We start from the raw sequence: 20,526 nt of genomic DNA on the forward strand, positions 1-20,526 counted from the left end.
ACCCGCAACGGGACGGAAAGACCCCGTGAACCTTTACTGCAGCTTTGCGTTGGGCTTGGCTATTCGATGCGTAGGATAGGTGGGAGGCATTGATCCGGCGGTTCAGGCCGTCGGGGAGCCGACGTTGAAATACCACCCTTTGACTAGTTGAGTCCTAACCCCCGATGGTTCGGGGAGACAGTGCATGGCGGGCAGTTTGACTGGGGTGGTCACCTCCAAAAGCGTAACGGAGGTTTGCAAAGGTGCCCTCAGCACGGACGGTAATCGTGCGCAGAGCGTATTAGTACAAGGGCGCTTGACTGAGAGGCCGACGGGCCGATCAGGGTCGAAAGACGGCTAAAGTGATCCGGTGGTTCCGCATGGAAGGGCCATCGCTCAAAGGATAAAAGGTACTCCGGGGATAACAGGCTGATCTCCCCCAAGAGCTCATATCGACGGGGAGGTTTGGCACCTCGATGTCGGCTCGTCGCATCCTGGGGCTGGAGAAGGTCCCAAGGGTTGGGCTGTTCGCCCATTAAAGCGGCACGTGAGCTGGGTTCAGAACGTCGCAAGACAGTTCGGTCCCTATCTGTTGTGGGCGCGGGAAGACTGAGGAGACCTGACACCAGTACGAGAGGACCGTGTTGGACGAACCGCTTGTGTGCCTGTTGTGCCGCCAGGCGCATCGCAGGGTAGCAACGTTCGGCCGGGATAAGCGCTGAAAGCATCTAAGCGCGAAGCCTACTCCGAGATGAGTCTTCCGATGTAAGGGCCGCAGGAGACGACTGCGTTGATAGGCGGCAGGTGGAAGCGTGGCGACACGTTGAGCCGAGCCGTACTAATTGCCCGCAAGCTTCCTTTTTTTTTTGATTTGCTCATGCCCCCCCGGCATGAGGGCCGCCGCGCCGCCTGCGCCCCTGCCCCCTCGCTCCTCCCGCCCCTTGTCATGTCGCCCGCGCCCGTCGCGGCCGGCGAAAAAGAAACAGGACGGGCCGCCTCCGCGCGGGCCCCTCAAGACATGTTGGCGTCTTTGGCGGCGGGGACCCACCTCTTCCCATTCCGAACAGAGCCGTTAAGCCCGCCAGCGCCGATGGTACTGGGGTCGATGCCCCGGGAGAGTAGGTCGGCGCCAACCCAACACAACCCTCGCCCCCGGCGCCGTGAGGCGCCGGGGGCTTCTTTTTTGCTCTCCCAGCAAAATCCCCAGACAGGAAAAATCGAGCGGAATGGATGTGCGCGCCGCGCTTGTATTTCACAACTCACCTCGCGTTATTGGTGCAAGGCTTGAAAATAACATGGGCTAACTCTGATGATCAGGGTTAGCCCATGTCAATATCGAACATCAATTGATTACAGGCGCAATTGAACAAATCTTCATCAATTACCATCCCGGTATGAAGTTTAGCCCCCACTGCCATTCGCGCCGTTCCTTGGCTACCGAAATAGGCAGTGCGAAATAAGGCTCCAACACCAGCGCACCAAACAAGTTGACTCGAAGCGAGACACCCGTGGACAAAAGCGGCTTGTGTTGAACGGGAGTAAAGCCATCAAGCGGGTCATCATCCACCGGATTTTTTTTCAGGTCATTCGATTTGAAAAATGCCAAGCCTGCGTCAAAAAAGATGTTCAAGTCTGTGAGCAGGAAGTTGGAATTGATGACCGCCAACTGGCGCGGCCCAGTAAAAGGCAGACGGATTTCCACATTGCCCACCATCATCTTGCTGCCCAGACTGGTCTCTATCAACTCGCGTTCGTCGTTGAAAAGCAAATTGTAGGGATAGCCGCGCACAAACCAAGGCTGCGCCACGAAAAGTGGCTGCACCGCGTAGTTGCCCGATTGGTAGCCATCATCCTGATTGCCCCAAAAACGGCCATAGGCCATCCCCCTCACGGCCAGTGTGAAAGGTCGTTGATAAAAATACCGTCGGCCATCCATTAAGAAACCCGTGAAGCGCCAGAAGCCGCCCATGTATTGCTCCGCGCTGATGCGATAGCGCCAGCCCTGCAAGGGCGCGGTAAAGCCAAAAAAGGAGTTGTCGCCCACAAAGGCCGCGTTCACGCTATAGATGCCAACCGGCCCAAATCGGTCGCCGCGCTGGCGCTCTTGTCCGATAAGTGGCCCAATGAACAGATTGCCGGTGAGTGTGTCGAAAATCCCTGCAAATACATTCCGGTAAGAAGTGTTTCGAATGGAGAAAAAGTCCGTGGAAGCGCCCAATTCCACCCGCTTGGTGGCTGAAAACGGGTAAAAAGTGAAGGCATTTATTTGTTGTAAGAACTGTCTTTGCAACAATAGTTCGTCAATGACCGCCACGTTGAACTGGCCCGAAGGCTGCGCCAGAGGTTCAAGATACAAAGGCAATCGCGCCCCACCCGTCACGAAGGGAATGTGGCCAGCACCAAAACCCCAGCCGATAGGCTTTTTTCGGTTGATGTACGAAGCCTGAAAAGCAGCATCCTGAATTTCCCCGTTGAGCGCAGCGCCCACATAAACTTGATTGTTGCCCAGCACATCACCAAAGAGCATATCCACGCCACCCAATCCGCCAGCCACGTTGCCGAAGCTTCGGTTGCCCGTAGCCACACCGACCCCGGCGCTTCCCCCGATATAGTCCAACGAAAATTTGGGCCTGTACTTCACTGCTTTCAAGGTGGTGGTGTCTTCCGCTTGTTTTGTGTTGATGTCGAGCAGTCGAAGATTGGTATTCACCACATCGCGCTTGCTGGGGGCGAATGGCGGCAAAGTGGCTGCCACCATGTCCACGCTCATAGGGTCTACCTCTTCCGGGGTGAAGTCAGAGGATTTGGCTTGATAAACCCGATATGCGCCATTGACGTAGTAGTTGTAGAGAATACGGTCGCGGTCGTCAGCCACCGTGACGGCTGGTGCATAGGGTGTGATGCCAGTGATACCAGTGGTCAGTTTGGTGAGTTGAAAGACCTTTTTTTCATCCAGTTTGTACCAATAGAGGTTGCGGAAGCCATCGCGGTTGCTGAGGAATATCAGATTGCCTGCCTTGTCGAAGTGGGGGTTCATGTTGTCGGCGCTTGGGAAAATGTCAAGTTGCTCGGCTGTTCCCGAGGCGACATCCATGATGGCGAGGTTCATCGTCCATGCGCCGTTGGTACGGCCGCGCTCGAGGCTGATTTTATCGGTTGAATAAGTCAGGTAACGCCCATCGGGGCTCCACTGCGGCAGTATTTCGGAAGCGGGGTCGTCGGTAAGCCGCCGCACTTTTTTTGTTTTCATGTCATAAGCATACAAATCGGTTTGGCCATTGACGAGGCCGCTGACCACGATGGTGCGTCCGTCGGGTCCCCAGGTGGGGTTGCTGAATGCCGGAACGCCCGGTATGGTTAGTTTGTCCACTCGTTTTCCTTTGGCCACGTCGTGTACGACAAGCACACTGCGGCCTTTTTCGTAGGCGTCAAAGGCGAACTGCTTGTTGTTCGGGCTCCAAGTGCCGGCGCTTTCAATGAAGTTGAATTGGTCAATGTGCCCATCCGAAACAGTACTTGCCACTTTTTTGATGATTTTGCCGGAGGCGGCTTCCGCTAGAAAAAGGTCGGTGGAAAACAGGCTTTTCTCCGAAAGGAAAATGACGTACTTGCCATTGGGGCTAAGCACAGGGCAAATGGTCATGCGCCCGGCATCGTTTTCATCGAACAATTTTTTGCCCGGTGCTTTTTCCGCTTTTGCCATTCTGCCCAGCAGTTTTTCGCGTGCCTCTCTTTTCTCTTTCGATTTTCTATCCAATTCTGAGGCTTCGAGAATGGCAATACTTTCTTTGTCCAGCCCTACATAGCGTCCGTAATGGTTGCGCAACGCTGCGCGCCATGCGGTGGAAAGCTGTTCGGTGGTGACACCGAGTGTTAATTGGGTGGCGGGTTCGAGACCATACTTGGCCGTGTTCATGAAGTAATCCCTGATAACTTCGTCGCCATAAGTGCCAGTGACGTAGGCCCAAAACGCTTGCCCCCAGCGGTAGGGGAAGTACCTGCCAGTATTCAAGTCATTAATGCTTGGCAAGTCGCCATGCCGCACCGCGTCGCGCATCCAGAGCGCCGTGTGAGGGTCCACCCGGCCAATGGACAGGTACTCTGCCAACCCTTCGATCATCCAAAGGGGAAGGTTGGCGAGGTTGCGCATGGAGGTGGAGTCGCCGCCCAGCACCATGTTGTATTGAAAGGCGTGTACCAACTCGTGACCCAGCACATGGTGGGTTTGCTGATTGGTCATGGCTATGGGGAACACCACGCGGTTGCGCAATCCTTCGGTGACGCCACCCGTGCCAACGCTGATGCTACCCATGATGGTGTTGGTTTGCTGGAACCCGGCGTGGTCGTTGTAAATGATGAGGGGGTTTTTTTGTTGGATGGTGTCGCGCAGCACCGCTTGGTGCATCGAGTACCAAAGCTCGGCAGCTGCGGCGAGCTCCTTGAGCTTTTCGGGGTTGTTCATGTAATCATAGATTTCAAAGTTCTCGGTTTGGGTCACTTTGAAATTGTGCTGCTGATAGCGGGGCTTGTTGCGCCCGAAGTATTGAGCTTCCAACGTACTGGTGGTGAAGGCAGCGAACAACAATGAAAAAAACAAAAAGCGTCTCATGGTTACGTGATTTTTGCTGATTGGGCAACAATCAAGGTTTTTGGTTGTAAGCCCATTGTGGCTTTAATGTTTGGCTAACAAAAAACTTGGCTTTAGGAATTGCTTGTTCAGACGGTTGTGCGTGTGCAAAATGTTGGTTTTCGCGGAATTAAACTCGTTATTCCACCGAATGGCATTTAACGCTCTTAACATTTGCCGTGACGAAAAATTATACGAGCGGATGTTAGCGCGTGGTTAAAACAAAGGGAAAGGTAAATGTTTGTCCAAAAAGAAAATGTTTCAATCGGGTAACAAAATATCAGTGTTGCTCCGCCTGCTCTGGATTGGTCTCTGCGCACTGGCCATGCTGACACAAACGCGCTTGTTGCTGGGGGAGGCGCTTCGCCCCGGCTGGCTGGATGGGTTTGTGTTGGGCGGTGCGGTGTTTGCCTATCATTTCACTCACCCCAACAGACGGATGAGAGCAGGCGCTTGGTTGGCGGGGGGGCTGGGCGGAATATGTTTTCTGCTATCGTTATGGGGCGATGGGGTGTCCGATTTGAGGGTGAGTTCGTGGCAAGGCGTGGTCTTGGTGCCAGTCGCTTTGTGGTCGCTTTACTATGGCTTGCAAAGTCCCGGCAACGCGGGGCTTCGGGGCGTGCCAATGGCCAAGCCCCTCGCGGTGGCGCTTGCGTGGGCTTGGGTGACGGTGCTGCTGCCCGTGCCGACGGGGCGTTGGGGCGAGGCGGGTATGATTTTGCTCGGCAGGACAGCCTTTGTTTTTGCTCTGGCTTTGGCTTACGATTGGGCGGATTTGGCTTACGACCAACAAAGGGGGCTTCCAACTTTGGCCGGGAGATTGGGTCGCAAGCGCACGTTTCTGCTCATCAATGGCGCATTACTGTGTGCGGCTCTGTGTAGCGGTGCCAATGTTTATCTAAAAATATACGAGCAGAGTATGGCTTTTGCATTGCTCATATCGCTCGCGTGGAGTGCCGGGTGGTTGCATTTTGTCTTGTCAAAAAATGCTGACGTGGTGGCTCAAAAAATGCTGATTGATGGGCTTATGCTTTTGCAGTGCTTGATACTTGGCATCGTCTCCTTTTGTACTGAATAAGTCCTCCGCTCCCGCCCTCGCCCTCGATATCTCTACCTGTTTTAACCGCGTTGTTTAGCGCCTCTTGGCAAAACGTGGTTTTTACCCAAGATAAGTTCTTCTTGGACATATCATCGCACTACCTTTGGCCACCTCTTGAATCACAACCTGATTCTTCATTTCAAACATTGGTACTTTTTCCAAATCAAACTTCGTGTCTATGATTTTGCTTCGTTTACCGCGCCTTTGGCTTGCGGTGGCTTTGGTGTTGTTTGTGGCGAACGCCACGCAAGCACAAACCGCTGACCGCCCCCGTGAGACCGCAATTCGTTTTTTACAAGAAAACCCCGCTCAGTTTGGCCTCACAAAGGCCGATGTGTCTGACCTCAAAGTGACGGACGAGTACTTGAGCAAGCACAATGGCGTGACCCATGTCTGGGTGCAACAACAGCACAAGGGGATTCCGTTGTTCAATGGCCTGTTTGGCCTGCATGTGAAACCTGATGGCAGTGTGCTGACCTTGGGTCATCGCTTTGTTCCCGAGTTGTCGGCCAAAGTCAATACCATACTGCCTTCGCTCAGCGCGAGCAAGGCCGTTGAGATGGCCTTCGCCAACTTGGGCTTCACGGGGTTCCAGGCCCCTGCGCTGCGCCAAAAAATCAACGACCGCAATTTCGTGTTTGACGGCGGCGCCGTTTCCAAAAGCGAAATTCCCGTATCTGCCTGTTTTGAGTTGCAACGCGACGGTTCCGTGCGCTTGGCATGGACGCTCGTCATTGAGCAAGCCACTTCTTCCGATATCTGGAATATGCGCGTGGACGCACAAACGGGGCTGGTTTTGAGCAAATACAATCACACCGTTTATTGCCAGGCAGGCCACGCGCATCGGGTGGGCGATGTGTGCGACGATGAGCAACCTGCCGCCGCTTCGGCTGCCGAAACATCGAAGGCTGCGTCGCCGCCTCAGGCTTCGGGCACTTACAACGTGTTCGCGCTGCCAGTCGAAAGCCCTGCGCACGGCGACCGCAGCCTTGTGGTCAATCCCGCCGACCCGGTTGCCTCCCCCTACGGTTGGCACGATACCAATGGCGCTCCCGGAGCCGAATACACCTACACGAGAGGCAATAACGTGTGGGCTTACGACGACCGCAACAACGACAATGTGGGCACCGCCGCCGAATCGGCGCAGGGCGGCCCCTCGCTCATTTTTGATTTTCCATACGACCCTAACGGCGAGCCTTTGGACAATTTGGATGCAGCCATCACCAACCTGTTTTACATGAACAATATGTTGCACGACATCACCTACCGTTTTGGATTCGACGAACAGGCGGGCAATTTTCAGGTAAACAACTACGGAAAGGGTGGCGCTGGCAACGATGCCGTGCAAGCAAACGCCATTGATGGCTTCACGGCCGCCAACCAGTCGGTGAACAACGCAAACTTCTCGACACCGCCTGACGGCAGCAGCCCTCGTATGCAAATGTTCGTGTGGACGCGCTCCGGTGGTCAATTGCTCACAGTGGATGAGCCTGGGCCCGTAGCAGGCTCCTACTCTGTTTCTACAGCCTCAGGTTGGGGCGCGCCTATCACTGATACACCCGTGACGGGTTTGGTGGAAATTGTGAACGACGGCACTTCGGCACCCACCCTCGGTTGTGGCCCCCTTCAAAATGATTTGACGGGTAAAATAGCGTTGGTTGACCGCCAGGTGTGTCAGTTTGGCGTGAAAGCCCTCAATGCTCAGAACGCGGGTGCCATTGGCTGCATCATTTGCAACTTCGAGGAAGGGCTGGTCAACATGGCCGCTGGCACTGCCGGAGGACAGGTGAACATCCCCGTTGTCATGTTGAAAAAATCGGACTGCGACCAAATTCGCCAATATGCTGGCAGCGGCCTCATCGTATCGTTGGTGCAGCCGGGTTCTGCCGGCCCTGAATTCATAGATGGAGACTTTGACAATGGCATCATCGCCCACGAGTACGGTCACGGCATCTCCAATCGCCTCACGGGTGGCCCTAACAACACCGCTTGCCTCTCCAACGAGGAACAAATGGGTGAGGGCTGGAGCGACTTTTTCACGCTGGTCAAATCAGCCCGCCCGGGCGATTTTGCCGAAAAACGCCGTGGCATCGGCACTTTCGTTTTGCGTCAGAACAACGAAGGCACAGGCATCCGCCGCTACCCCTATTCCGCAAACATGGCTATCAGCCCCGTCACTTACGGAACGGTAGCCGAAAACACACAAGTACACGCTTTGGGCGAAGTGTGGGCAGCCATGACGTGGGACCTCTATTGGGCAATGGTGGAAAAATACGGCTTCGACCCCGACCTCACCAACCCGAACAGCGGCAACGCGCGCGCCATCCAACTCGTGATGGATGGCATGAAGTTGCAGCCTTGCAGGCCCGGATTCGTGGATGGCCGCGACGCCATTATGGCCGCCGATATCCTAAACTACGACGGTGCCGATACTTGCCTCATCAGCGCCGTGTTTGCTCGTCGGGGGTTGGGCTATCTCGCCGACCAAGGGAGCAATGCCGACGCGGCCGACGGCGTGGAAAATTTTGACCCAATTCCAACCTGCATAAAAGAAGTGAAAATCAAGAAGGAAACGACCACGCCGCTCATCGAGCCGGGCGAAATCGCCGAATTCAAAATCACGATTACCAACCACCGGGACGAAACAGCCAACGATGTGGTCGTGCTCGACGAATTGCCCAGCGGACTCACGCTCGTCTCGGCTTCCGATGGCGGCACCTTCGCCAACGGGTATGTGACTTGGAATCTCGGTGCAATGCCAACCGGACAGGTCAAAACCCTCACTTACTCGGCCAAGTCTGCCGATTTTGTCGGCTCCTTGCGCTATTTCCAAGACCCATTGGATAGCGATGGCGAATGGCTTTCTTTCGATTATCTCGAATCAGGACATTTTTTCTCTTTCCAGTCGGATGAGTTCGTCAGCGGCGACGGCGCTTGGTTGGCAGAGACCCCGCTTGCCGAAAGCCGATTCTCCCTTGAATACATCGAGGAGACACTTTTCACGGTCTCCGGCAATCAACCCGTGCTGCGTTTTTGGCACCAATACGACACCGAGCCTGGTGTTGACGCGGGCATCGTGGAGATAAAACGCGCGGGCGAACAGGCATGGGACCCGTTCCCCGAAGACAGGCTGATTCGCAACCCTTACCCCCGCAAAGTCGCTTACAACACCTTTGCCCAAGCCTACCTGAGCGGCTTCTCCGGTCATTCGGACGGATGGGTGCAGACGTATATTGACCTTTCCGACTACGCGGGGCAAAACGTGTCCGTTCGTTTTCGGGTCGGCACGAACGCTGGCTCTGCGACCGGGGCGGTCGGCAAGTGGTATGTGGACGAAATCGAAGTGTTGGACCTCTACAACTTCGACAGCGAGGCTTGCGTGAGCAGCGAAGGGGAAGTGGCTTGCGCCAAAGCACCTGCTCGTGGGGTCATCGTGCAGCCGGGCATCGTCAGCACTGACGCTCCGGGCAGCCATCAGTTGCCGATGCGAGTGCAGCCCAACCCCGCCGCTGATTTTGTGCACATCAGCGTCGGTCAGGCACTTACTGGTCAGGTGCGTGTGCAGCTCATTGGCGCGGATGGCCGCACGGCACTCGCTCGCCAGTTGGAAGGCATCGCCGCGGGGCAAATCGTGACCCTTGACGTGCAGCAAGTGCCTGCGGGTATTTACATGGTGCGTCTTGAAAGCGCGACGGGCAGCAGCGTGAAAAAGGTGGTGATTCGTTGATGGGATGCTGATGCCGCCGCGAAGCGGATGGCAGGCACTTTATAAAAATAGCACTGTTCGGGTCGCTCGGCATGGAAGCCGGGCGACCCGTTGTGTTTTGCAAAGTAGGCATTTGATAAAAAAACTCCCCTTCCCGACAAATCTGTCATCCCGAACCGCCAGCCAGCGGAGAAGCATGACAACATGGCGGGTAAAAGTTGCTGCCGTTTTTTCTTGAAAATACTCAAATTTTAGTCGAAGGCACCATCTCGGCCATCATCGCGCCTGCCGAGCATAAAGTGGCGGAATTGCGCGAAAAGTAATCAGGCATCATAAAAAAGCCCGAACCGCGTTTCGCGGTTCGGGCATACCTAAATCATTTCTATTAGAATCCGCTCGCCCCGCGAGCGGGCGGATTACAAGGATTTCAAATCCACATCACTGTTTTCAAAATCACTTGGCGATTGCGAAACTCGTTTGGCTGCACCTGCTGGTTGCCGCTGTAAATCAGGAACAAGTCGCTCAACGGGCGGAAACGCCACTGAAAACGGGCGTAGAGGTTCAGGTTTTCCGCGAGGCTGTTGTACTGCAAAACCGTCGTGAAAAACACGCTGCGAGACAACGACAATTCCAGTTTTGGGCCTAAATACCAAAAGTCATGGTCGCTGAACGGCTCCGGGAAGCGCAGAAAACCCACGTTGTAATTCAGCGCGAGAATGCCCCAAGGTTGCAGGCGATAGCCAAACTCACCGTCGGTGCGGACTTGCGAGCCGTGATAATACGCCCCGGCATCAATCGCCATTTGCCAGTAAAGCGGTCGGCGACGGTCGGTAGTGTAGGCAAGCCGCAGGTAGTCGAAATCGTAAACCATGCCGGCATCCAGTGTCTCGCCCTTGTTGCGCAGAGAAGGGTCGAATGGAGCGCGGAGCGTCACCCGCTCGTTGATGTGGACGAGCCAAAAATCCACCGTTTTTTTCGAGACGATGTTGATGCCGCTGATGACGAACCTGTCCATGAACTTGCCATCCTCGGAGCGCAGGAAAAACTGCGGGTTGGTCAAGAACTCTATGCGGGCGAGCCGTCCTTTTTTCGGGTAAATGCTGTACGCCAAATGGAAATTCAGCCCAATCGCGTCGGGTCTTGGCACAAACCCCGCATCGGGCTGGAAGCCGGGGCTGACCTGCACGAATTGCGCCCAGTTGCGCCAGCGATAGGTGTTGTGACGCAGCAGGAAACCCCGTGCAAATGGCGTTTTTCCCTCGCCCGGTTTGAGTGAAAGATGGTAAAAGGCCTTGCCCGAAATCTGGTCATTCTTTGTGGCAAAATTGTATTCGAGGGCTGGCAAGGTGTTATGGTCCTTTCTGTTGAGGGCAAAATGCTCGGTGCTGTCCGTGCCAAACGCCTGCCGATGCACCAGCATGGCGGCGAGGTTGGAGCGGCTAAACACTTTGCGCTGTACGGCCAACACGCTGTAATTCTGCACGGGCGAGTAAGCGAACGCTCCTTCCCGTGCTGTCTGCAATTTTTCCTGCCCGGTAAAAAGCGTCATCGCGCCCAGCCGCCAATCCTCGTTGATTTTGCCGGAAAGCCTCGCTCCGCCGAGAATTTTGGTCGGCACATAGCCTTGTATTTCATCGTCGAAACGCAGCCCGACCCGCCGGCTGTAAAACGGTCGAACGGGCGGGTTGCCCCACGACACGTCGCCGAACTGGGCGAAGAGGTCGCTGTTTTCGGTGAAAAACAGGCGGTTTTCGGGAAAATCCAACTCAAAGCGAGTCAAATTGAGTTGCACCTTGTCCACCTCCGCCTGTGAAAAGTCAGGGTTGATAGTCAGGTCGAGGTTGAGCGAGGTCCCGATGGCGATTTTGGCGTCGAGCGAGGGTTGGGCTTTCAATTCACCGTCTTTGCCACGCTCGCGATGGCTCGAAAGCGTGAGGCTGGGGATGATGGAGTAAAGTTTTTGCGATTGTTCGAGCGGGTTTTCCCAGTGCATTTTGCCGGAAAAAGCGAGATTGCCTAGCAAAAACTGGATAGGTGTGCGTACCCAAGCGGTTCGCTCGTTGGCGCCCCGGTCGGTGCGCACGAAGTTGATATTCCAAGTGTCACTGCCCTTGTGCCGCAGGTATTTCAAAGGGATGGCGATTTCTACCGTCCAGAATTCGGCGCTTCGATGTGTCTCAGCTTGCCATTTCAGGTCAATGGTCGGGTCTGGCATGGAGCCGCCGCTGATTTGCTCATCGAGCCGCGTGCCGTAGGCGTTCACATAAAAACCGTAGCCGTTGGTGAAGTCTGAAAAAGGGTCGAGGATGATGCCGAAAGCATCGTTTTCGTAAAACACGAAATCCTCTTTGAGCGTGGTGACGGCGTAACCCTCGGCAGCGTTGCGCTCCATGCGGGCGGCGACGTAGAGATGCTCCCGGTCGTGGGCAAGCCAGACGGTCGTCTGAAAGTGTGCCGTCGTCGTGTCGTCGGGGAAATTGCGCCAAAAGCCAGAGAGCGGCTCAGCGGTTTGCCAAAGCGGCTCGTTGAGCAGTCCGTCAATCAGCGGGGCGGTGGCGGCGGTTTTTATGGAAAATTCTTTTGTCTTTTGTGCTGAGAGGCACAAAGAAAACGCACCGACAAAAAGAAATAGAAAGGTTGATTTTGCCCGCATTGTTCTGATTTTTTGGGTAAAAAACCAGCGGCAGCCACGAGCGGCAAAAGCGAATTCGATGAACGTCGGGGTTTTCTGCAAACGGTTGGGAAAGTGAGGCGAGGGGCGTTGGTGGGGTGGCGTTGCGGTTGGTCGAATTGCGCCATGCTCGATGTTTGCTTTTGATAAATTTGCCCTTTTCGAGGCGATATGAATAAAGAACTCCGCTTCAACCTCCTTTTCTGGGGCGCTTATTTCCTCTACGAATGGCTCGGCCACGCCACCATCGAGGACGAGTATTGGCGCTACTGGGTCAATGCGTTGGTCATCGTGCCGCTTGCCTTCGCGGCGGCGATGTTCACGGTGCATTTTCTGTTGAAGCGATATTTTTTGAAAGGGAAAAAACGGGCATTTTGGTGGGGGTTCGCTGGTTGCGTGGCAGTGTTTGCGCTGATACGGCGGACGTTCAATTATTTTTACACCTACCCCCTCTACTACCCCGAGGGTTTGAAGACGATGCCTTATTTGTTTTTGCCGAAAATCGTCATCGAGGCCGTCAACACTTGTCTCATTGTCGGGGTCTATGTCATGTTTTACTTCGTCAGAGCGTGGTACGAGGAGCAGCGTATTTCCGCGTCGCTCAAAAAAGACAAAGCCGAGGCCGAGCTCGAACTGCTAAAATCGCAGGTGCAGCCGCACTTCATTTTCAACACGCTGAACAACATCTACTCGCTGGCGCAACACGGCAACCCGAAAACCCCCGACTTGATATACCGCCTTTCTGCCTTCCTGAGCTACAGCCTCTACGACAGCCGCCAAAACACCATCAGCGTCCAACAAGAACTCGACTACATTCGCCACTATATCGAACTGGAAAAAATCCGCTACGGCGAGCAACTCGATATTTCGGTCAACATCTTTCAGCCGCTCGACGGCTTCCAAATCAGCCCGATGCTGTTCCTGCCGCTGGTCGAAAATGCCTTCAAGCACGGCCTTGCCGATGCCGAGGGAAATTGCTGGATTCGGCTTGACTTTACGGCCCAAGACGATTGGCTCACGCTCAAAATCGAGAACAGCCTGCCCGATTTTTTGCCCGAAAACGGCTCGAAAAACGGTGGCATAGGCTTGGAAAATGTGCGGCGGCGACTGGAAATCCTTTATCCCGACCGTTACGAGTTTCGCTGTTTAAGGGAAACGGATTCGTTTATGACTATTTTGAAAATCAAGACCTCTCCCTTGCCCTCGCAAAAAGGGATGGGGCAACTTGCTTATGAAAATTAAATGCCTCATCGTGGACGACGAGCCGCCTGCCCGGGATTTGCTCGCCGCTTACATCGCCCGCCTCGACGACCTCGAGGTCTGCGGGCAATGTGGCACGGCTACCGAGGCATTCAGTTTTTTGCAAAAAAACGAAGTGGATTTGCTCTTCTTGGACATCCGAATGCCCCGCATGAGCGGCATCGAACTCATTAAAAGCCTGCTCCGCCGCCCACAAATCGTCATCACGACCGCTTACCGCGACTACGCTGTCGAGGGCTTCGACTTGGAAGTGTTGGACTATTTGGTGAAGCCAGTTTCCTTCGAGCGTTTCCTCAAATCCATCGCCCGTTACCACCACCTTTTGCCCGGCGAGCGCCCGCCAGAAAAACCCGCTTCCGATGCTTTTGAGCAAGCCTATCTGTTCTTCAAGGTGGACCGCAACATGGTCAAGGTGTTCCTCAAAGACATACTCTACATCGAGAGCATTCGGGATTATCTGAAAATCGTCACCGCCGAAAAAACGCACGTCACCTATCTGCGCCTCGGCTACATGGAGGAAAAATTGCCGGAAGGGCACTTTGTGCGCATCCACAAATCGTTTATCGTGCCGCTGGCCAAAATCGAGGCGTTTCGGCACGACACGGTGAAAATCGCAGGGCATCAACTGCCCGTAGGTAGGGTGTACAAACAAGGCTTGACGGGAGCGATGGAGCGGTCGGGGGTGCGATATGAAGGGGCGAAAACGTGATGAACCCTCTTTTGTGAGAATCGCCACACATCAGACTTGCCGCACAGGACAAAAAAACCGAACCGCAGGAGCGCGATTCGGTTTTTGGCATTCAGTTGGAATAAAAAAACATCAGACCATCACCTCCGGCACATAATTCTTATACGCCCCCGATTTCAATTTCTCTCCAACGGCGGAGAAGGCCTCCAGCGTGATTTGAATATCCTCCTCCGTGTGCACGGCAGTCGGGATGAGGCGCAGGATAATCATGCCTTTCGGGATGACGGGATAGACGACGATGGAGCAGAACACGCCGTAATGGTCGCGCATGTCTTTCACCAAGGCCATTGCTTCTTCCACCTCGCCGTGCATATAAACGGGCGTGACGCAAGTGTTTGTGTCGCCGATGTCGAAGCCACGCGCTTTGAGACCGCTTTGCAGGAGGCGGACGTTGTGCCAGAGTTTTTCGCGCAGTTCGGGATGGTCGCGCAGGAGCTCGAAGCGTTTGAGCAGGCCTTCCACCAGCGGCATGGGCAGCGATTTGGCGAAGATTTGCGAGCGCATGTTGTATTTCAAAAACCGGATAATCTCCGGGCGGGCAGCGATGAAGCCGCCGATGAGCGCCATGCTTTTGGCGAAGGTGCTGAAATAGATGTCCACGTCGTCGGTCACGCCTTGCTCTTCGGCTGCGCCCGCGCCGGTTTTGCCAAGCATCCCGAAGCCGTGCGCGTCGTCAATGAACAGCCGAAAGCCGTATTTCTCTTTCAACGTGCAGATTTCGCGGAGCTTGCCTTGGTCGCCGCGCATCCCGAACACGCCTTCGGTGATGACGAGGATGCCGCCTTCGGTGCCGTCGGTGAGGCGCTTGGCGCGTTCGAGGCATTTTTCGAGGCTGGCTATGTCGTTGTGCGTGAAGGCAAAACGCTTGCCCACATGCATCCGCACGGCATCCACGATGCAGGCGTGGCTTTCGGCGTCATAGACGACCACGTCGTGGCGGGTGAGCAGCGTGTCAATGGCCGACAGCACGCCTTGATAGCCGTAGTTGACGAGCAGGCCGGCTTCTTTGCCGACGTAGTTGGCCAACTGTTGCTCCAATTTTTGGTGCAAAGTGGTTTCGCCCGACATCATGCGGGCGCCCATCGGGTAAGCCAAACCCCAACGGGCGGCGGCTTCCGCGTCGGTTTTGCGGACTTCGGGGTGGTTGGCGAGGCCGAGGTAGTTGTTGATGCTCCAACAGACGACTTCTTTGCCCTTGAATTTCATGCGGTTGCCGAGCTCGCCTTCCAGTTGGGGGAACATATAGTAGCCTTCGGCGACTTCGGCGTATTTGCCGAGCGGCCCGGCTTGTTTGAGAATGCGGTCGAATAAATCCACTTTTTATTGGAATGATGAATGATGAACAATGAATGAAGAATGATGAATCTATCGCGCTCGGCGACATTTATCAGTCATCACTATGAATAGCCTCTTCCGCCCGTTTCATGGCCTGCGTCTCTTTCCAAGTCTTCCATTTTGGCCCGAGCACGGTGTTCATGCCCTTGTCAATGACGAAGTGGCGGGCGATGTTCCAAAGCCCTTTGGCTTGGGTCAGCACACTGTCGCGCGAGCGCAGGCTGATGGAAAATCCACCATCGAGATAGACGATGTAGTGCCACCACAGCGCGGGGATGAAAAGCGTCTCGCCGTGATAAAGGATGGTTTCGTGGCCAGTCGCTTTGCGCAGCGCGGGGTATTTGTCGTAGTCGGGCTGCAGCGGGTTCACATGGCTTTGCACGGTGTAGGGGTGTTGGTAGAGGAAGGGGTTTTGCTGTTGGTCGAAGAGGACGATGTGCTTGCGCGTCCAGAAGTGTGTGTGGAACACGTTGGAGCAGTCAATGTCGTAGTGCAAGTTGGTCACCGCTCCTGCGCCGCCGAAAAACATGAATGGGTATTTATCAATCCAGCCGTCGCAGATCGTTGGGTTCGACACGTCGTGGATGAGGTCGCGGGCGTGGTCGAAGATGTTCCAGAGGAAAATGCGGTACTCCGTCGGGCCTTTCTGGATGAGGTCGAGGTAGTCGCCAAACTTCATTGTGATGTGGCTTTTCATGTAGTTCGCCCCCGGTTTGTGGTAATCCGGCCCGGCGATAGGCACATCAATGTGTCCGTGTTCCTTTTTCAAAAACTCAAACGTCCACTTTTGCGTGGCAGGCCAGTCTTTGGCGAGGTCGGTGAAGACGACGGGTTTTTTGGGTTTGAGATAATTTTCGATGAACTCCTCGCGGGTCAATCCCGTGCGGCGTTCGATTGGGAGCAATTTCATTCGAGCGAAAAATTTTGTCCTGAAAAATTGATTTCGGACGAAAGTTTTTTCCGGCAAGGTTTACATGATTGCATGATGTTGGATTTTTTCTCCAAAAAAACTTGTAAATCCTGTAAACCCTGTCAAAAAACACACCTCGTCAATTGGCAGCCCAAAGGTCAGGATTCAGGCGAAAACGAGATTCAGACGAATGTCAGTTTTGGAAATGATTTTGATTTTAAAACCGCAGAGACGCGGAGATGGTGTCATGCGCCAAATGACGGGACTACTCTGCGTCTCTGCGGCGAATTAGCACAATTCGGCGATTTCTTCCTCTTGCAAAAAGCCTTGCTCGACCATCCACTTGTCGCTGAAAACCTTGCTGACGTATTTGCAGCCGTGGTCGGCGAAAAGCAGCACGACGAAGTCGTTTTCGGTAAGCTCCGATTGGATTTGCTGGAGGCATTGGAGCGCTGCGCCGCTGGAGTAACCGACGAGCATTCCCTCCTGACGGGCGATTTCGCGGGCGCGCAGGGCGCTGTCTTGGTCGGTGACTTTCACAAACCGATCAATCAATTCAAAGTCCACGTTGGCCGGGATGATGTTTTTGCCTGTGCCTTCGATGCGGTAGGAGTAGATTTCGGCTTCGTCGTACACGCCTGTCTCGTGGTATTTTTTCAGAACCGAGCCGTAGGCATCCACAGCGATGACTTTAAGGTCGGGGTTTTGCTCGCGCAGGAAGCGCCCCGAGCCGCATAGCGTGCCGCCTGTGCTGGCTGAGCCGATGAGGTGCGTGATGCGGCCTTGCGTTTGTTCCCAGATTTCTGGGCCGGTGCTCAGGTAGTGTGCGTCGGCGTTGTCGAGATTGAAGTTTTGGTTGGCGTAGTAGGCGCCGGGGATTTCTTTGGCGAGTTGCTCGGCGCGGCGGTAGTAGGAGCGCGGGTCGTTGGGAGCCACGTCTTGTGGGCATAGGATGACTTCAGCGCCCATTGCTCGGAGGTTGTTGAGTTTGTCCTCAGAGATTTTGCTCGTCACGGTGAGTACACACTTGTAACCTTTGATGGCGGCTACCATGGCGAGGCTAAACCCCGTATTGCCACTGGTGGCATCCACCACCGTGCCGCCGGGTTTGAGATGACCAAGCCGTTCAGCCCGCTCTATGATGTGCAGAGCGATGCGGTCTTTGGCGCTCAGACCCGGATTGAATGCCTCGACCTTGGCATATACGGCGGCTGGAATGTGGGAGACAACATGGTTGAGCCGGATGAGAGGGGTTTTGCCGATGGTTTCAAGTATGTTGTTAAAGACCATTCCTTTTGTTCTGATTGATTATGAATACGGGTGAAAGTTGGTTGACGCGAAAAGTAGAGATGATTCTGAAACCTCCAGAAAAAAATTGTGCAAACGGAAGACAATTTGGGACGGAACGTTGAGAAAGAAAGCGTTCTCGCGCCCAAAAAGCGGGTTTGTTGACTCAATTTGAACGCGAAACCGGGGGCAAAAATAATTCAAAACCCCGGGAAGCATCTTGTGGGTTTGAAAATGAAAAATTAACAAAAAAAAACGCGGCAAAAACTTGACAGGTTGAAAACATTTATCACCTTTGAGCGATAACACGGAATAATCGTTGGGGACATTCTTTAATACTTACACACAACGTTCATTTTAAATCCTCCCGTTTCTATGCTTATTTTGGGTATCACACTCGGCTCGCTCGTCGTGGTTTTTGGCGCGCCAAAGTTAGCGGCGATGTGGTCGGCAGGTGCGCGTCGCTTTTCATGACGGCCTCAAAATGTCGCCCAGTTTTTTTCACTAATGCTTGTTTCATGAGAAACGGCTGCTTAGAGTTACATCCAAGCAGCCGTTTGTGTTTTTACAAATCCAGCAGCAGCGAGAGCGGGTCTTCTATCAGGTTTTTCACTTTCACCAAGAATGTGACCGATGTGCTGCCGTCAATGACGCGGTGGTCGTAACTCAGCGCCAAGTACATCATGGGGCGGATTTTGATTTCTCCGTTGACGACTGCCGGGCGCTCTTTGATGGCATGCATGCCGAGGATGGCGCTTTGTGGCTCATTTATTATAGGTGTGCTCATGAGGCTGCCAAATATGCCGCCATTGGTGATGGTGAAAGTGCCACCGGTCATTTCATCCAAAGAGAGTTTGCCATCGCGTGCCTTGGTGGAAAGGTCTTTGATGGCTTGCTCCACCTGAGCGAAGTTGAGGCTTTCCACGTTGCGCACGGGCGGCACCACGAGGCCATTCGGCGTGGAGATGGCGATGCTGATGTCCACGAAATCGTGATAAACGATGTCGTCGCCGTCAATGCGTGCATTCACGTCGGGCATTTCGAGCAGCGCTTTTGCGCAGGCTTTGGCGAAGATGGACATGAAGCCGAGTTTGATGCCGTATTTCTTGACAAATGCCTCTTGGTATTTTTCGCGCAATTCCATCACCCCGGTCATGTCCACCTCGTTGAAGGTGGTGAGCATGGCCGTGTTGTTTTTGGCGCTCACCAGGCGCTTGGCAATAGTGCGGCGCATACGGCTCATGCGTTCGCGGCGCTCGTTTCGGGTGAATGGTTGGCTGGTGATTGGTGGTGGGGGAGGGGGCGTGCTTGGTGGCGGCGCAGCTTGCGGACTGCTGCCTCCGCTGTTCACCGCTTTTTGCGCGTCGTCCTTTGTGATGCGTCCGTCGCGGCCAGTGCCAGTCACGTTGGCCGGGTCAATGTTGCTTTCCGCGAGTATTTTGGCAGCGGCGGGGGAGGGGGCGCCGGTTGCGTAGGTCTGCTTGGACGGTTCGGAGGGGGATGGTGCTGTGGTGGTTGCTTCCGCTGGTTTTGAAGGGGTGGGTGCGCTACCGCTGCCGTTGGAAGCCGCTACCTCGGTGTCAATTTTGGCAAAAACAGCCCCCACCTCAAGGTCTTCGCCTTCTTTGGCTACATGGATGAGTTTCCCGGCTGAATCAGCCGAGAGTTCTTGATTGGCTTTTTCGGTCTCTATCTCGCAGAGCGGCTCGTCCATCGCCACGATGGAGCCATCGGGCTTGAGCCATTTGGAGAACGTGACGTTGGATATGGACTCGCCCAAATTGGGGATTTTGAGTTCGATTACAGGCATTTATGTGATAATAGATGATGAGTGATGAACGAGCAATCAATTTTCGGGGCAAAAGTAGAGGTTGGTATGTATTTTATACGGTTGTGAATCGGATTACTTTGCTCTCCGATAGTCGAATTTCAAGACCAACCCCTCGCCCTTTTTCCCCTCGCTGCTCAGGTAAAGATTGCCCTCCTTATCGAAAGCGATGCCCTCTGGTTGTGGCAGGAGCGTCTTGTTGAGCCGAATGGCATAGCGGATAGCGCCCGTTTTGTAATCAAGCACCACGAGGCGCTTTTGTGCCGTGGAGATGACATAGACATCGTTGGTGATGGGGTGAACAGCGATGCCGGAGGGGCTGATGTAGCGTCGCTTCTTGTCTTCCTCGTTGAGAGGCACGATGCGGTTCACTTCTTCCGGGTTAATGGTGTAAACAGGCTCTTTGCCCAATTGTTTGGTTTTCAGGTCAAATGCAAAAATGCGTCGCAACCCGGCGCTATCCGGGTTCTGCTTGCAGGCGAGCAGCAGGGCGAACCGCTTCGCATCGTAGCAGAGTCCCTCCACGTCGTCTTCCTTTTTCAAGTGCGTTTTGTATTCCACGATGTTGGGGTGGTCAGTGTCCCAACAGCCGATTTCGAAGATGTCGCCGTTGCTTTTTGCGGCATAGAGGCATTTGCCTACCATTTCCACTCCTTCAAAATCGCCTTTCTCGCGGAATTTGACCCGGCGAAGTATCACCCCGCCTCCCGCGCCGTCGATGAAAAATATCTCGCCCACCTCATCGGCTATGGCAAGAAACACGCCCGGCGTGTCGGTAGGGCTGAGGCCGGAAATCTCCTGAAGCTCCTCGCTGACGAGGTTGATGATGAAAGAGGGATTTTCTATGTCGTAGGGTAGGGTGTCGGTTGGGGTGGTTTGTAGCAGGAAACAGAGCGCAAAGGCAAGGGATGTCATGCGTTGTCGTCGTTTGATGGTGTGAGTGTTTTGCGGGACAAAGGAACAACGTTTTTTCTTACCCTCTTTATTGCGCTGTATCCTGCGCACCATTAAGTTTTCAGCATGGCTGATGCCGCAATCCATTCAAAACCAAGTGTATCATCCGTGCTTATCTGAAC

General features: G+C 54.3%; 11 protein-coding genes and 2 rRNA genes (1 of these 13 only partly in view). 6 read left to right on the top strand and 7 right to left on the bottom strand.

The window, feature by feature from the left end; genetic code table 11:
* Both KIS77_00775 and rrf read left to right on the top strand, forming a co-directional pair.
* Positions 1-841: ribosomal RNA gene (locus KIS77_00775) — 23S ribosomal RNA — on the top strand (it extends 2,017 nt beyond the left edge of the window).
* A gap of 158 nt (positions 842-999) precedes the next feature.
* A 5S ribosomal RNA gene (gene rrf, locus KIS77_00780) occupies positions 1,000-1,114 on the top strand.
* A 246-nt stretch (positions 1,115-1,360) separates the two neighbouring features.
* Here rrf and KIS77_00785 read toward each other — a convergent pair.
* Positions 1,361-4,588: a PD40 domain-containing protein gene (locus KIS77_00785; protein ID MCW5920851.1), complete on the bottom strand. Its 3,228-nt coding sequence runs from the start codon at positions 4,586-4,588 to the stop codon at positions 1,361-1,363.
* A 274-nt stretch (positions 4,589-4,862) separates the two neighbouring features.
* Here KIS77_00785 and KIS77_00790 point away from each other — a divergent pair, with 274 nt between their 5' ends.
* A complete protein-coding gene (locus KIS77_00790) occupies positions 4,863-5,684 on the top strand; it encodes a hypothetical protein (protein ID MCW5920852.1) in 822 nt (273 codons plus the stop codon).
* Between the two features lie 199 nt (positions 5,685-5,883).
* Positions 5,884-9,432: a T9SS-dependent M36 family metallopeptidase gene (locus KIS77_00795; GenBank protein ID MCW5920853.1), complete on the top strand. Its 3,549-nt coding sequence runs from the start codon at positions 5,884-5,886 to the stop codon at positions 9,430-9,432.
* A gap of 406 nt (positions 9,433-9,838) precedes the next feature.
* Here the strand turns inward: KIS77_00795 and KIS77_00800 are convergent, their stop codons facing one another.
* A complete protein-coding gene (locus KIS77_00800) occupies positions 9,839-12,064 on the bottom strand; it encodes a carbohydrate binding family 9 domain-containing protein (protein ID MCW5920854.1) in 2,226 nt (741 codons plus the stop codon).
* A gap of 189 nt (positions 12,065-12,253) precedes the next feature.
* On the opposite strand from KIS77_00800, the gene KIS77_00805 reads away from it, so the two are divergent.
* Positions 12,254-13,324 (top strand): histidine kinase, encoded by a 1,071-nt coding sequence (locus KIS77_00805; GenBank protein MCW5920855.1) that lies wholly within the window; start codon positions 12,254-12,256, stop codon positions 13,322-13,324.
* Positions 13,314-14,051, top strand: coding sequence for a response regulator transcription factor (locus tag KIS77_00810; protein MCW5920856.1), 738 nt, complete (start codon positions 13,314-13,316; stop codon positions 14,049-14,051). The genes KIS77_00805 and KIS77_00810 overlap by 11 nt, the downstream gene beginning before the upstream one ends.
* Before the next feature lie 111 nt (positions 14,052-14,162).
* Here KIS77_00810 and KIS77_00815 read toward each other — a convergent pair whose 3' ends face one another.
* The 5 genes from KIS77_00815 to KIS77_00835 form a co-directional block, all read right to left on the bottom strand.
* Complete coding sequence (locus tag KIS77_00815; protein MCW5920857.1) at positions 14,163-15,332, bottom strand: aminotransferase class I/II-fold pyridoxal phosphate-dependent enzyme; 1,170 nt, start codon at positions 15,330-15,332, stop codon at positions 14,163-14,165.
* Between the two features lie 145 nt (positions 15,333-15,477).
* A complete protein-coding gene (locus KIS77_00820; GenBank protein MCW5920858.1) occupies positions 15,478-16,335 on the bottom strand; it encodes a cupin-like domain-containing protein in 858 nt (285 codons plus the stop codon).
* Between the two features lie 288 nt (positions 16,336-16,623).
* The gene (locus tag KIS77_00825; GenBank protein ID MCW5920859.1) at positions 16,624-17,625 is read right to left on the bottom strand and encodes a cysteine synthase family protein; all 1,002 of its coding nucleotides are present in this window, start codon (positions 17,623-17,625) and stop codon (positions 16,624-16,626) included.
* Between the two features lie 562 nt (positions 17,626-18,187).
* Positions 18,188-19,432 (bottom strand): 2-oxoglutarate dehydrogenase complex dihydrolipoyllysine-residue succinyltransferase, encoded by a 1,245-nt coding sequence (odhB, locus tag KIS77_00830; GenBank protein ID MCW5920860.1) that lies wholly within the window; start codon positions 19,430-19,432, stop codon positions 18,188-18,190.
* 93 nt (positions 19,433-19,525) lie between these two features.
* A complete protein-coding gene (locus KIS77_00835; GenBank protein ID MCW5920861.1) occupies positions 19,526-20,365 on the bottom strand; it encodes an SdiA-regulated domain-containing protein in 840 nt (279 codons plus the stop codon).
* Between the last annotated feature and the right edge of the window lie 161 nt (positions 20,366-20,526).

Source organism: Saprospiraceae bacterium (assembly GCA_026129545.1).
Classification (GTDB): Bacteria; Bacteroidota; Bacteroidia; order Chitinophagales; family Saprospiraceae; genus M3007.